Source organism: Aliirhizobium wenxiniae (assembly GCF_019511445.1).
GTDB lineage: Bacteria > Pseudomonadota > Alphaproteobacteria > Rhizobiales > Rhizobiaceae > Neorhizobium > Neorhizobium wenxiniae_A.
The window spans coordinates 154669-168207 of record NZ_JAEUAN010000009.1 but is presented as its reverse complement, the minus strand read 5'-3'; the positions used below and the strand labels follow the sequence as shown (position 1 = coordinate 168207).

General features: G+C 60.6%; 12 protein-coding genes. 2 read left to right on the top strand and 10 right to left on the bottom strand.

Annotation, left to right across the window (positions count from 1 at the left end; genetic code table 11):
- Nucleotides 1–58 precede the first annotated feature (58 nt).
- Together JNB91_RS13285 and JNB91_RS13280 are read left to right on the top strand one after the other, a co-directional pair.
- On the top strand, nt 59–661 hold the full coding sequence (locus JNB91_RS13285; RefSeq protein ID WP_220325993.1) for an RBBP9/YdeN family alpha/beta hydrolase: 603 nt from the start codon (nt 59–61) through the stop codon (nt 659–661).
- Nucleotides 662–766: 105 nt separating this feature from the next.
- The gene (locus JNB91_RS13280; protein ID WP_220325992.1) at nt 767–1213 is read left to right on the top strand and encodes an RrF2 family transcriptional regulator; all 447 of its coding nucleotides are present in this window, start codon (nt 767–769) and stop codon (nt 1211–1213) included.
- Between the two features lie 63 nt (nt 1214–1276).
- Here the strand turns inward: JNB91_RS13280 and JNB91_RS13275 are convergent, their stop codons facing one another.
- From JNB91_RS13275 to JNB91_RS13230, 10 genes are all read right to left on the bottom strand, one after another.
- Nucleotides 1277–2494, bottom strand: a complete 1218-nt coding sequence (locus JNB91_RS13275) for an SfnB family sulfur acquisition oxidoreductase (protein ID WP_220325991.1) — start codon at nt 2492–2494, stop codon at nt 1277–1279.
- Between the two features lie 200 nt (nt 2495–2694).
- Nucleotides 2695–3705 (bottom strand): C-terminal binding protein, encoded by a 1011-nt coding sequence (locus JNB91_RS13270; RefSeq protein ID WP_220325990.1) that lies wholly within the window; start codon nt 3703–3705, stop codon nt 2695–2697.
- A 3-nt stretch (nt 3706–3708) separates the two neighbouring features.
- Complete coding sequence (gene msuE, locus JNB91_RS13265) at nt 3709–4269, bottom strand: FMN reductase (RefSeq protein WP_220325989.1); 561 nt, start codon at nt 4267–4269, stop codon at nt 3709–3711.
- Nucleotides 4270–4319: 50 nt separating this feature from the next.
- Nucleotides 4320–5501: an acyl-CoA dehydrogenase family protein gene (locus JNB91_RS13260; protein WP_220325988.1), complete on the bottom strand. Its 1182-nt coding sequence runs from the start codon at nt 5499–5501 to the stop codon at nt 4320–4322.
- A gap of 81 nt (nt 5502–5582) precedes the next feature.
- On the bottom strand, nt 5583–6686 hold the full coding sequence (locus tag JNB91_RS13255) for an LLM class flavin-dependent oxidoreductase (RefSeq protein WP_220325987.1): 1104 nt from the start codon (nt 6684–6686) through the stop codon (nt 5583–5585).
- A gap of 157 nt (nt 6687–6843) precedes the next feature.
- The gene (locus tag JNB91_RS13250; protein WP_220325986.1) at nt 6844–7929 is read right to left on the bottom strand and encodes an LLM class flavin-dependent oxidoreductase; all 1086 of its coding nucleotides are present in this window, start codon (nt 7927–7929) and stop codon (nt 6844–6846) included.
- Nucleotides 7926–9650, bottom strand: coding sequence for a dipeptide ABC transporter ATP-binding protein (locus JNB91_RS13245; RefSeq protein WP_220325985.1), 1725 nt, complete (start codon nt 9648–9650; stop codon nt 7926–7928). The genes JNB91_RS13250 and JNB91_RS13245 overlap by 4 nt, the downstream gene beginning before the upstream one ends.
- Nucleotides 9629–10477, bottom strand: a complete 849-nt coding sequence (locus tag JNB91_RS13240; protein ID WP_220325984.1) for an ABC transporter permease — start codon at nt 10475–10477, stop codon at nt 9629–9631. Before JNB91_RS13240 ends, JNB91_RS13245 begins: the two co-directional genes overlap by 22 nt.
- Entirely contained in the window at nt 10474–11484 is a 1011-nt protein-coding gene (locus tag JNB91_RS13235) for an ABC transporter permease (RefSeq protein ID WP_220325983.1), read from the bottom strand. Before JNB91_RS13235 ends, JNB91_RS13240 begins: the two co-directional genes overlap by 4 nt.
- A 38-nt stretch (nt 11485–11522) precedes the next feature.
- Nucleotides 11523–13175, bottom strand: a complete 1653-nt coding sequence (locus JNB91_RS13230; RefSeq protein ID WP_220325982.1) for an ABC transporter substrate-binding protein — start codon at nt 13173–13175, stop codon at nt 11523–11525.
- Between the last annotated feature and the right edge of the window lie 364 nt (nt 13176–13539).

The window sequence follows — 13539 nt, the reverse complement described above, 5'->3', positions numbered from 1 at the left end:
ACTTCGCGCCGCGGGCTGCCTATCATCTCGTTGCTTCGGAACGTCAGCAAGGTCGGTCATGGTCCAGACGCTTATAATTCCAGGTTTAAACGGTTCTCCGGATGAGCATTGGCAGCGAATATGGGCGAAAGAATATCCGGGCTCGCGCGTAGTCGAGCAGCGGGACTGGTCATGTCCGGTTCTGGAGGAATGGCAGACAAGGCTCGATAAGGCGCTTTCGCAAACCGACGGCGCCTTTCTTGTTGCACACAGTCTCGGGTGTCTTCTTGCGGCAAGTTATGCCACCCGCGCCGAGGCAGGCCTGATCCGCGGCGCGCTTCTCGTTGCCCCGTGTTCGCTGGAGACAACTGTCGGCTTGCACCCGTGCATGATCGATTTCGGCGCTGAACCGCTGGAGAGATTGCCATTTCCAAGCCTTGTCATCGGTAGTCTCAACGACCCCTATATGAGCGTCGAGCAGCTGGAGCGTTATGTGAAGGCATGGGGCAGTGAGCTGGCAACAATCGGCCTTGCCGGCCATATCAACATTGCCAGCGGCTTTGGCCATTGGCCCGAAGGGCATGATTTCTTCGAAAGGCTGGTCAGTCGCGCCACGACGATCGAGCCTTGGCTGCAGAGCTCGCCTTCCGGCGAGGCGGCTTCCCGTCATATAGCATTGTGACGCAGATTGCTCCCATCTCAGATTGAAGCTTTCCCTGACGTCCTGTATCGAATTCTTTCACTGGGAATTTGATCACGGTCGCATTTCGGCCGAGCTGGACGTCCGATGCTGACCAAAAAGGGAAAATACGGTTTGAAGGCGCTGGTGCATCTGGCGCAGCTCGAACCGGGCAAGACAGCTTTCGTGAGCGAGATTGCCGAGAAGAACAACATTTCCAAGAAATTCCTCGATGCGATCCTGCTGGAGCTGCGCAAGGGCGGCATTCTGCGATCCAAGAAGGGGCCTGGCGGCGGCTACGCCCTTTCCAAGCCGGCAGCGGAGATATCGATCGGTCAGGCCGTGCGTATCCTTGATGGGCCGCTGGCGCCAATCCGCTGTGCCAGCAAGACGGCCTTCGAAGCCTGTGACGATTGCGACGATCCGGAAGACTGTCAGGTCAGGCATTCGATGACCGAGGTCAGGGATGCCATTTCCGCCGTGCTCGACACGATGACGCTCGAACAGATGGTCACCAAGCGTGGTACGATTTCCGTCGAAAAGCTGGTCCAGTAAAGCAATTCCAGCAAAAGCGAGGACCGGTTTTGCGTCCGTAATTGCGGTGAAACAAAGAGCTGCTCAGAACTGGCCGTTAGGTTTCGGCAGCCTGCCATTCAGGTGGTAGTCACCGATCGCGTGGTGTTTCCAGCGCACCGGATCGTGCACCGTATGCGTTCGGGCGTTGCGCCAGTGACGATCGAGGTTCAGGCTTTCGTCGGTTGCCGATGTGCCGGCCAACTCGAAAAGGGCATTCGTCGCCTCCAGCGCCGCCTCCGTCGTCAGGATCTTTGCCGTTGCGACCGCAAGTGACGCTTCGCTTGCGGCCTCTGGAGATGGCGAGACCTGTGCCATGTCTATCTTGCGTCCAGCCCGCTCGATAATGGCGGAGGCAGCCTCGATCTTCACGGCGATTGAACCGGCTTTCGCAATCGCCAGAGGATCGTCGCTCGCGACTTCGATCGCAAGATTGCTGTTGCCGCGGGACTTCGTCCTGACGAAATCGATCATATCGACGAAGGCGGCGCGTGCGATACCGAGATCGACGGCTGCATGCAGCAACTGGCCAAGCGAGCCGAGTGGCGTCGGCTGGTCGAAAGCCTTGTCGTAATCAACAACGGAATCGGCAGCCACATAGACATTCGAAAACGTCACCGTCCCGCTGGCCGTCGTACGCTGGCCAAAGCCGGGCCAGTCGTCTGTGACGGTCAGCCCCTCGCTCTTGCGGGGAATGATCGCCATGACCGTTCGCTCTTGTGCATTGAGCGCAAAAACGGCCACCCAATCGGCGAAAAGGGCGCCGGTCGAATAGTACTTCTGACCGGAGATGCGAAAGCCCGGCCCATCCGGCGTCAGGCGCGTGCTGATCACACCCGCTGCATTGCCGTTACGCTCCGCCAGCGCATTGGCAAAGTGATCGCCGGCCAGTGCTCGGGTGAAGAAGTAGCGTTTCTGCTCTTCCGTACCAGCCAGACGCAGGACTTCAAGAATGTAGAAATGGTTCTGCGGGATCTGGCCGATGGAACTGTCGGCCTCTGAAAGTATAGCAAGAACCTCCGCCAGGAACGGGTTGGAGATGTCGGCGCCACCATAATCGGCCGGCACCGTTACACCGAGAAGCCCCGATTGGGCGATAAGCGCCATCTCGTCATGCGGCAATAGCCGCTGCCGGTCGCGAATGCTGGAACCCGAGCGTAGGTCTGCCGCCAACACCTTGGCAAGCGCGATCGCTTCGTCCTCGGTCCTGATATAAGGCGCCACCGCCTTGAGCTTGCCTGCCAACTGAATGAGCTTGCTCATCGTGATCTCCTGCGCCAATGCGGATATTCAGCCACGCGAATGATCGTTGGAGAAGAAAGAAACCTTCAAATAAGGGAGCTGACGGAGCGATATTTTGCTCGTCGTGCCGGTTGGAAAGGTAGCTGCAGACTTGCGCCCTCACTCGGTCAAAACCTTCGCCTCGCATCCGCCCATGCGTTTCGTCGCGTCGCGCACGGGTGTCATGATCCGTCCGTTACCTGATTTCGAAGCCTGCCTTCGTCGAGCAGTATTCTCACCGTTTTTGCCGCATTGCGACGCATCTCGATTGCTGCGTGATCGGAGTAGAAGGCATTGTGCGGGGTGATCACCAGACGGCCTGCGAGCCATTCGTCGCGGTCGCGCCATGCCGTCAGGAGCGGATGGTCGCCGGGAGGCTCCTTGACCAGTGTGTCGATGGCCGCAGCCGCCAGCTGCCCGCTCCGCAACGCGGCCTCCAGCGCATCGAGATCTTCCATCAATTCGCCTCGGGCCGTATTGACGATGATGGTGCCGGGTTTCAGCCGCGCGAGGCTCTCTGCATTCAGAAGACCGCGAGTCTGGGCATTCGCCGGGCAATGGAGGGTAACGATATCGGACTGGGCGAAAAGGTCTCCCAGTTGGTCGGTGCGCTCGTAACCGATCGCCTTTTCATGTCCCGGCGGCTGGCCGGGGTCGTAGGCGAGAATACGGTAGCCGAACGGTTTAAGGCGGTTTACCACCGCCGTGCCGATCCGCCCGACACCGACGACGCCCACGGTCGCCCTGTTTGACCGGGAAAGCGGCTTCAGACTGTGGACCTGCCAGCCGGACGTGTAGGCACGGGCACGCGCATCATGCTCGAAGAGCCGCCGATGCAGGGAAAGGATCATCGCCAGCGCATGGTCGGCGACTTCCTCAGTCCCGTAATCAGGATTGTTGGCGAAGGGAATTCCCGCGACTTTTAGTGCGGCAAGGTCGATTTTCTCGTACCCGACGCCGTAGCGCACTACCCCCTTGCAGCGAGCAAGGTGGGCAATGCTTCCGGGTCCAAGCCGTGCACCCCATACCATCAAGGCATCGAGCTTTCTTAGGCGGTCCGGATCAAAGGAAGCCTCATCCGTGCTGGCGAAAAAATCGATCTCGACATCGTCTCCCAGCACGTCCGCTTCCAGATCGGGCGTGCCGATCATGTGATCGGTTATGCCGACCACGTATCTCCGGCCTGCCGTCATTGCTTATTCGGCGGCAATCGCCGCCGAGATCGAGCGTGCGCTGATCAGCAGCGACGCTTCGTTCAGCGCCTGGCTTACCCGGCCCTGGATGGCGGGAGACGGTGCTCCCTCGATGAAGTCGCGGCCCGAGGCATAGATGGCAGTCGGCGTCACGAAGGCTTCGAAGAAGGCGAAGAGCGGGCGTAACTGATGTTCGACGACCAGAGAATGCCGGTCGCCGCCGCCGGTCGCGGTCAGCACGATCGGCTTACCGCGCAGATCCGCCGGATCGAGCAGATCGAAGACATGCTTGAAGAGACCGGTATAGCTGCCCTTGTAGGTGGGCGATCCAATGACAAGCGCTTCGGCTTCGATGATCGTTCGCACCACCTTGCGCGCCGCCGGATCGAGATCTGCCACGGATCGGGCAGCCGCCAGCGATGCGCCGAGATCCTCGATATCGAAAACGGCATGGCTCAAGCCCGACTGTCTTGCCAGCGATTCCGTCACGGTCTCGACAAAGCGCCGCGTGCTGGAGGGTCGGGAGAGGTTTCCCGAAAAGCCGACGATCAGATTGTTGCTCATTTCAGATCCTTTTCATAAGCGTTCGAGTCGTGGGTTTTGGCCAAGCCCCGTCAGGCGGTCTTGAGAATGGAGAGGTTGTCGCGATAATTCTGTTGAGCCGGTTGATTGCGGTTCCACCGTTCGAAGGCGGCGCGGCCGAGAATGGCGACCGATGTGTCTTCCTGCGGTGCATGGACCAGCACCGACTGGATGTCCCGAAAATGCCGCTCCAGACCGAGATCGGCATTGAGGCCGGGATTGCCGATGCCGCGCACAGCAATCTCGACAGCCTCACGAATCTGACGGCCGGCAAGCAGTTTGGCTCTGATCAACGCCTCCGCATCGTCCAGATTGTTTTCCAGCGCGCCGAAAATGATCTGCCGGGCACCGCTGACAAGCAGATCGATTTCGCCCGAAAGCGTCACGAACCGTTCTGTCCGGGCGATAGGATGGCCGAGATTGGCGGGCACCCGCTCATGGGCGAAACGGGTGAAAACCTCCTGCGCCGCCTCCGCAGCACCGAGATAGATGGTTGTCAGAGCAAGCGTGATTGCGGCATGGGCGCGATTGTCCTGTTGGGCGATGGATGGATCGACGAGTTCCAGCACATTCTCCGCCGGGATCTCGACATCGGTATATTCGACATCGTGGGAGCCGCTGGCCCGCATGCCGAGGCTCTTCCAGTTCTCGATGACCTTGATACCGGGCAAGCCGTTGGGAACGACGAAGGTGCCGACGCGGCTTGGCGTCTCATCGGTATGAGCCCAGACGAGAAAATGCGTGAGGCCATGCGCGCCGGTGACGAAACGTTTGCGACCGCTGATCGACCATCCGCTTGCGGTACGACGGGCACGCGTTGCAGGCAGGCCGCCACGGGCCGGCGAGCCGAGCTCCGGCTCGACGCGGGCGGCGTTGAGCAGCAACGGTTTCTGCTTCGCCTCATCGAGGAGACGTCGGTAGAGATCATCCGGCCAATGGCTCTTTGTCGCCTGACCGAGATGATTGAAGATCGTCATGGCGCTGATCAGCGCAACCGATGGGTCTCCCCGGCCGAGTGCTGCCAGGATATGGGCTGCATCGGCGAGTGTGCCGCCTTTGCCTCCGTAGCGCGTTGCGACGGTGCTTTCGAGCAGCCCGTTCTCGTGAACCGCGCGGATCCCTTTCCAGGGAAAATCGCCGGTCTGATCGGCCTCCGGTGCGGCTTCTGCAACCACGCGAACGGTCGCCTCAAGAATGGCTGGATCATAGGACATGCGGCTCAACGCTTTCTGACTATCGATGAGAAGGAGCGGTATGAAGAAGGTATGATCCGGCAATCACCCGGATCATCCATGTTATGCGGCGGTCTTACGCTTGGCTTCTTCGCGCTCGCGAATGCCTTCCCGCACCAAAGGCAGAACATAGCGGCCGTAATCCACCGCATCGTTGTAATTGTCGTATCCGCGGATGGAAATCAGGTCGGCACCGAGATCGATGTAGTCGAGGATGGAATCGGCAATCGTGCGTGGCGAACCGACGAGTGCAGTGGTGGCGCCGCTGGCATTGGTGGCGGTGACGGTCGGATACCAGAGGGCACGGTCATGCACGTCGCCGCGCTTGGCGATGTCTAGGAGCCGTTGTGAGCCGACATTGGCCGGGGTAGCAGCATTGATCGGTGCGCGCGCCAGTCCCTTCTGGCGGTTTGCGTTCAACTGGTCGAGCACCTTATGCGCCTTCTGCCAGGCCAGTTCGTCGGTTTCGGCAACGATCGGGCGGAAGGTTACCCAGATGCGCGGACGATCCGTGCGACCGGCCTTCTCGGCTTCCGCATAGATGCGGTCGATCTGCTGCTTGGTTTCCGCCAGTGGTTCGCCCCACAGACCGAAGATGTCGCAGAGCGATCCGCCGATCCGGTAGGCAGCATCGGACGACCCGCCGAGCGAGATCGGGATTGTGCCGTTGGTCGGGCGCACGGCGCTGCGGAACTGCTTGAACTGATAATATTTCCCGTCGAAATCGAAGGGCTCCTTCGACGTCCAGGCAAGGCGCAGGATGCGGATATACTCTTCCTGACGCTCGTAACGCTCTTCCTTGTTGAGGAAGTCGCCTTCGCGCGCCTGCTCTTCATCGCTGCCGCCGGCGATGAAGTGGACGACGACACGGCCACCGCTCAGCTGGTCGAGCGTCGCTAGAGATTTGGCCGCAACCGTTGGATAGACGGTGTTCGGCCTCAATGCCACGATGATCTTGATGTTCTTCGTGTGCGCCAGAACCGTCGCGCCGAGCGTAAAGGGATCGAACGACGACGAGGAATAGGGGATCAGGGTATAGTTGAAACCGTAGTCGTCGAGCGCACGCGCATAACGTTCCAGAAAGAGAGGGTCCACCGGGGCATCGGGAAGTGGGGTCAGGTCGTTGGAAGCGTTGGGAAAACTTACGCTGATAAATTCCGCGGCCATGGTAGCTCCTTGAGGTTTCCGAGTATGGGGATGAGGTTAGGTCGAGGTGAGCGCGTGAGGAAGACAGGTCTTTCTTTTTCTATCGATTGTGTAGAAAATATTCTCCGCTGAAGCGCGGGATGTAGATGCTCCGACCGCAGACGGCTGCATATGATGATCAAACGGGCGTTGGCGACCATCCGAAGGCGGGCGCAACGGTCTGGGCAAGATCGGCGAGCAGCCTCAGATTCTCGGCAAGCCCGAAGCCGGGAGGCAGGAACAGCACGATCTCATCCGCAGCGGCGAGACCCGGATCGTTGAAGACTGCTTCTATGACCTGATCGGGCGTGCCCTGAAATACCGGCGAAATCTGTGCGCCTGCCGGTGTGCCGGGTGGTTCGAGCGCACCCTTGGGGCGGGAGGCTGCAATGCCTTTGGTACGGCGCTCCAGATCATAGGCTGCGTATTTTTCCCGCAGTTCCGGCGTCGTGCCGACAAGGATGGAGGCAGCGACCGCGACCGGCGGGGGCTCCGTTGCCCATATCCGGCGCCAGTTTGATCGGAAGGTCTCGATGATGCGGGCCTGATACTGCCCGAACGTCTCACCCTCAGCCTGATCGTGCTGGACGGTGCCGGAGATCAGCCCGATCCCGAGTTCGGCAGCCTGTATCGCGGAGCCGATGCTGGCTGAGCCCTGGCGTATGCGGGAGCGAAGAGTGGGGCTGTATGGCGTGACACGTAGATCCGCCCCCAGTGGCGCGCCCTGACCCGGTTCCTTTACCGTATGCAGAACGTCGCCTGATATTGCGGAGAGGAACCGGGCCTGACGGCGCTTTGCTTCAGTCCGCGCGTCGCTGTCGACGGTGCCGAACACTGCATCGAATGCGCCATTGGCGCCTGTCGAGATGGCAAGTTCCAGCCGGCCGCCAATCAGCAGGTCCGTCGTCCCAGCCGCTTCGGCAAGCAGGATCGGATCCTGATAGCGCATGGGGATGACGGCGGACCCGAGCGTGATGCGGCTGGTATGCTGGCCGGCAGCGGCAAAGAAGGGTAGCGGCGATGACAGATAGTGATCGAAATGCCGTTGATAGGCCCAGCCGGACTGGTAGCCGAGCTGTTCGGCCTGCCTGAACAGTTCGATACCATCCCTCAGGCCCTGTGTCGGTCCCGCATCGTCGTTGAACGAGACCCGCGTGTTGAAGCCGAGACGTTGTTTGGGACGAAATGCTGCGTGCGGGGTGTCGAGCGGAACAGCGATGGTCATGCGATCCGTTCCTCTCTCAAGATGTGCCGGGATTTCTGCGGAACGGCAGGGACGGAGGCTGTCACTCCCGAAGGGATCGATTGCAGCAGGGTGGCCGTATAGGGGTGCTGCGGATTGCTGAAAATGTCGGCGACTGCACCATGTTCGACGATACTGCCCCGCTGCATGACCGAGACCGTGTGAGCAAGCTGGCGAACGAGCGCCAGATCATGCGACACGAAGATATAGGTGAGGCCGAGCTTCGCCTGCAGCGACAACAGGACTTCGACGATATCGGCCTGAACGCTGACATCGAGCGCCGAGGTCGGTTCGTCGAGCACGATCACATCCGGTTTCAACACCAATGAGCGAGCGATCGCCACACGCTGGCGCTGGCCGCCCGACAGCGCCGAAGGCTTGCGGGCAAGAAGGTGTTCTCCGAGCCCGACATTGGCGAGCGCTTCGCGCACCTGCTGCGCTCTCTCCTTCGGGCTGCCGATCTTGAACCGGTCGAGAGGTTCGCGCACCAGATTTTCGACGCTCCAGGTCGGGTCCAGAGAGGTGAACGGGTTCTGGTAGACCAGCTGCAGATGCCGCCAGGCGGAGCGCAGCGATTGGGGCGAACGACCGGACAGGCGCTCTCCGGCCACCGAGATTTCGCCGTGATCCGGTTCCTCCAGCCCGAGCAGAAGACGGATCGTCGTCGTCTTGCCCGAACCGGATTCGCCGACCAGTGCATGGGTGGTGCCTGCCGGAACGGCGAAGGACACGTCGTTGACGGCGGTCAACACCTTGCCGTCGACCGTAAACGTCTTTGTGACGGAACTGACGTCGATCTTCGGCGCTTCGCCTGCATTGCGTAGCCGCAGAGCCGGATCGCGCAGCCGCGCATAACGATCGGGGTTGAGTGCCGGGACATCGGCATGCAGCTTTCTGGCATAGGCGGAATTGGGCGACGAGAAGACCGCGGAGGTCCTGCCGGTCTCCTGGACGACACCGTTCTTCAGAACGACGAGACTGTCCGTCCGTTCGGCCGCGATTGCCAGATCGTGGGTGATCAGCAGGAGACTGATATCGAGATCGCTCTGCAAGCGGGAAAGCAGGTCAAGAATTCGCTTCTGGATCGTCACGTCGAGCGCCGATGTCGGCTCGTCGGCGACGAGCAGGGCGGGGCGCGGCAGGACGGCGAGGCCGATCAGCACGCGCTGCAACATGCCGCCGGACAGTTGATGCGGATAGGAATCGTAGACCCGCTGCGGATTTTCGAGCCCAACCTGCGAGAAGGTTTCGAGAATGAGTGCCTTGCGGATGGCGGCACTCGGCTCTTCCGTCAATGCTGCGGCCTCCATCGCCTGCGCGCCGATCGTACGGACCGGATTGAGCGCATTGCCCGGATCCTGCGGCACAAAACCGATGGCACGTCCCCGCAAGGGGCGGAAACGACGTTCCGGCAGGGCCAGAAGATCCTGTCCTTCGAATGTCAGCTGACCGGAGGCGCTGGCGCCGCTGGGAAGAAGCCGAAGCACGGCACGCGCGATGGTCGATTTTCCGGAACCGGATTCGCCGATCAGTGCAAGGCTCTTCCCCCGCCCCAGTTCGAACCCGACGCCGCGAACGACCTCCTGTCTGCCATAGGAAACCGACAGACCATCGACCTGCAGCAACGGTTTCACCGGCTGCGGCGAGGGCGGTACCGTGATGGCGTGAATGAGTGTGTTGGTCAGTCTGTTTTGCGAAGCCATCGGCTGATCCTGTTCACGGAGAGGACGGTGAGGATGGTGATGAAGGCCGGCGCGTAAACGAGCCACGGCCATTTGAGGTAATCCTTGCCGATCGAGATCAGCAGGCCCCAATCCGAGGCCGGCGGAGGATCGCCGTAACCGAGGAAGGCGAGGCTGGCGATCACCAGAATGGACTCGCCGAATTGCAGCACCGCCAGCGGCAGAACCGAGCGCGAGGCATTCGGCAGGATGTGTCGCCATAGAATGAAGCTGCGCGAACCGCCGGAGAGGAATGCAGCCTCAACGAATGTCGCCTGCCGTGTCTTGATCACTTCCGCGCGGGTGACACGAGCGAAGATCGCCACCGCCGACACGCCGGTGGCGATTGCGGCATTGATCGTTTCGAAGCCAATGGCGGTCACGACGATCACGGCCAGCAGGAATTTGGGGATCGCCAAAAGCACGTCTACCAGCCGGGCGAGAACGATATCGAGCCAGCCGCCGAAGAACCCGGCCAGAAGGCCGACCAATCCTCCGGCAACCACGCCGATCACCACCGCCACCAGCGCGCTGGAAACCGACGATGCGGTGCCATAGACCACACGCGCATAGACATCGCGCCCGAGATGGTCGGTTCCGAACCAGTGGTTGAGGTTCGGCCCAAGCAACTTGTCTGCCGGTATCCCGACGACCGGGCTGTATTGCGTGAAAAGGCCAGGAGCCAGGGACCATGCAATGACGATGGCGACGACCAGAAACGAGATTGCAACGGTGGGCGGTACGCGGAAGGCCGACAGCCAGGCTCTCGATCTGGAACCGGAAATCACGGAGGTCGTAACAAAACTCATGATGCCACCGCCTTGGTCGTGTTGATCGATACTTCGTCAGCCGTGGTCGGGGTCCGCTTTTTACCGCCGAGGATTTTCACGCGCGGGTCGAGCAGCGGATAGAGCAGGTCAGCGATCAGGTTGACGATGACGAAGACGACGGCGCCGAGTGACACGACGGCCTGCAGCACTGGCAGGTCCTGCGTGCTGACCGAGCGCTGCACAAGGCTGCCGATACCGGTGCGGCCGAATACCGTCTCGGTGATCAGCGATCCGCCGAGAAGCTCGCCGATGGTGAGTGCCACGACCGTGACGACCGGCAGCGATGCGGGTTTCAAGAGATGCGTGGCAAACAGCCTCGCACGGCCGATCCCGCGGCTGCGGGCGACTGCCGCATATTCCTGCTCTGCCTCGCGATCGAGATTGGCGATCAGGACTTCGGCAATCTGCGCCGAGACGGGGATGCCGAGTGCAATCGCCGCAAACAGCGTCGCCCAGAAACTGTCCGGGTTGATGACGCGGAAGAGGCCGATCTGGAAGCCGAAGACGTGGATCAGCACGAGGCCGATGACGAAATTCGGTACGGAGAGGAAGAGCGAGGGAAAACCGCGCAGCAATCCCTGGCCATAGCGTTTCGGCACGAACTGCGTGCCGTAGGCAACCGCCATCGCCAATATGATGGCGACGGCAAGGCCGGTGGAGGCAAGGATCAATGTCGAAGGGAGAACTTCTGCGATCAACGTCGATACAGGCCTGCCGGAACGCATTGATACGCCGAGATCACCCGTCAGGAATCCGGAGAGAGAATTCCACAGCTGCACGGCGATCGGCTTGTCCAGCCCCTGGGCTGCAATGATCTCGGCGATCTCCTCCTCGGAAAAGCCATTTTGAGGATTGCGCAACACGCTGGTGATCGGGTCGCCAGGCAGGATGCTGACGACCACGAAGGTGAATACATACGCAAGCAAGATCACCACGACCGCTTGCCCGAGCCGCTTTGCGGCATAGGTCAGGTAGGCATTGCTCACGCCGGTACCCCTCTCACATTGATCGGTTGCAACTAGCGTCAGTCGGCGATGAAGGCCGTGTAATAGCTGGCATAGGCGACGCCGTTATAGACCTCGCCCTTCAGCGTCGGCGACTGCACATAGATGCGCTGGACGATCTGCGTGCGCGGCACGAAATAGCCCTGCTCGAGTATGTAATGCTGCAGTTCATCGAGAAGCGGATTGCGCTCGTCCAAAGACGCAGCACCCGCAATCTTGTCGCGCAGGTCATTGAGCTTCGCATCGCTCTCGCCCAGGCCGAACCAGTTCTCGCCATTGTTGGCATTGGTCAGAATGCTGGCGACGGTGCCGGCATCGATGAAGCTGCGGGTGACTTCGTAGGTCGGGACGGCAGGCCCGGCATATTTCACCTTCTCCCCGTAGGTCACGACGTCGTAGGCGCGGATATTGACCTTCCAGCCAAGCTTGCCGAGCTGCTGGGCGATCAACTCATCCACGGATTTCGAGGTCGCCAGATAGGGATTGGAATGGAGCGTTATCTCCAAAGGCTTGCCATCCTTGGTGCGAAGGCCGTTTGCGCCCTTCGACCAGCCTGCCTCGTCGAGAAGCTTTTCGGCCTTGGCCGGATCATAGGCCAGAAGCGCGCTCTGATCGGTAGCACCCGGCACGTTGCTCTGGATGAAGGATGTCGGCAGCTTCCAGTCGGGAGTATAGACCGTATCGATGATCTCCTGCCGATCGATGCCTGCCTGCAGCGCCTGGCGCACCTTCACGTCGTCATAAGGGGCGAGTGTGGTGTTGACGGCCCAGCCATTGACGAAACCGAGATAGCGCGGTGTCGAGATGCCAAAGCCTTCCTCCTTCAGCGACTTCAATTCCTGGGGAGAAGCGTTGTAGGCGACATCGGCCTGCCCTGACTGGACGGAGGCCACGCGCAGAGACGGCTCGGAGACGAGCTTGTAGGTGATCGTATCTAGGAAGGCCGGTCCGGTATGGCCGACGGCTGCCGGTCCCCAGTTATAGTCCTTGCGCTTGACCAGCGTGACGTGATCGCCCTCCTTCCAGCTTTCGACCACGTAAGGTCCGCTGCCGGAGGTCTTGCTGAGGTCGGCCTGTTCGGATGCCGGTTGCGCGATACTCTTCGGCGAAATGAGGATCGAGCCGTGATAACCAAGTGTCGGGATGAAACCGAGCGTCGGCTTCTTGAAGAAGACCTTGACCGTTGATGCATCGACCGCTTCGGCACGATCGTAGGTCTTGGGGAATAGGCCGATCGGATTGATGCCCTCGGCCTTGCGTCCGGCATACCAGATGTCGAGATTGGCGACGACTGCGGTCGCATCGAGCGGAGCGCCATCGGAGAAGGTCACGCCGCTCTTCAGATGAAGCGTGAATTCCGTGGCCTTGTCGTTCTGTTCCCAACGTTCCGCCAGCCAGGGTGTCACTTTGCCGTCGGCATCGACATAAAGAAGCTTGTCCGTGACATGGCCCCAGATATGCCCCTGGAAACTGGAGATCGCGCTGTTGTTCGGGATCCAGGTGTCGCCGAGAGAATCGATCAGGAAGGTGATGTCGCCACCTTCGCGCGGGCTATCGGCAGCCTGAGCCGGGTTGAAGCCGGTCGTCGCAACAAGAGCGGCGGCCGCGGCCACCGATGTCGTAATGAGAAGGCGGCGCCGGGAAAGAGAAAGCAGGGAGGAACGTTCGGTCATTGGGATCTCCTGGAGAATGGGGAAATTTTCTGCTGCTCCAGCGCTTTCAGGCATCACGCACCGACCCGCTCTGCAGGCGCTGCAAACCGGGCGCACCGAGCCGTATCCGCCCGGCATTCTGCCGAGAGGCTGGAACAACTGATTGATTTTCGAAACTTATTGGTCAGGCTGTCCGGCCGACAAAGGGCTACCGGGACATTGCCGAGATCGCGCAGCTACAAGCAGGCTGCATCAAACAAGGAGCGCGTTTTGCAGAGCACATCCTGATACTGATGCCGGTCATGAAGCGAGCCTCTCGTTCTTGATAAATATCACGATCGACAGCCTAGCAGGTGGGCGCTTCAGAGAAAGACTGGTTATTCTT

What these genes read in the sequence shown, in the direction of transcription:
- JNB91_RS13285 (WP_220325993.1), top strand. Translation starts at nt 59, where the DNA reads ATGGTCCAGACGCTTATAATTCCAGGTTTAAACGGTTCTCCGGATGAG.
- JNB91_RS13280 (WP_220325992.1), top strand. Translation starts at nt 767, where the DNA reads ATGCTGACCAAAAAGGGAAAATACGGTTTGAAGGCGCTGGTGCATCTG.
- JNB91_RS13275 (WP_220325991.1), bottom strand. Translation starts at nt 2,494, where the DNA reads ATGAGCAAGCTCATTCAGTTGGCAGGCAAGCTCAAGGCGGTGGCGCCT.
- JNB91_RS13270 (WP_220325990.1), bottom strand. Translation starts at nt 3,705, where the DNA reads ATGACGGCAGGCCGGAGATACGTGGTCGGCATAACCGATCACATGATC.
- msuE (WP_220325989.1), bottom strand. Translation starts at nt 4,269, where the DNA reads ATGAGCAACAATCTGATCGTCGGCTTTTCGGGAAACCTCTCCCGACCC.
- JNB91_RS13260 (WP_220325988.1), bottom strand. Translation starts at nt 5,501, where the DNA reads ATGTCCTATGATCCAGCCATTCTTGAGGCGACCGTTCGCGTGGTTGCA.
- JNB91_RS13255 (WP_220325987.1), bottom strand. Translation starts at nt 6,686, where the DNA reads ATGGCCGCGGAATTTATCAGCGTAAGTTTTCCCAACGCTTCCAACGAC.
- JNB91_RS13250 (WP_220325986.1), bottom strand. Translation starts at nt 7,929, where the DNA reads ATGACCATCGCTGTTCCGCTCGACACCCCGCACGCAGCATTTCGTCCC.
- JNB91_RS13245 (WP_220325985.1), bottom strand. Translation starts at nt 9,650, where the DNA reads ATGGCTTCGCAAAACAGACTGACCAACACACTCATTCACGCCATCACG.
- JNB91_RS13240 (WP_220325984.1), bottom strand. Translation starts at nt 10,477, where the DNA reads ATGAGTTTTGTTACGACCTCCGTGATTTCCGGTTCCAGATCGAGAGCC.
- JNB91_RS13230 (WP_220325982.1), bottom strand. Translation starts at nt 13,175, where the DNA reads ATGACCGAACGTTCCTCCCTGCTTTCTCTTTCCCGGCGCCGCCTTCTC.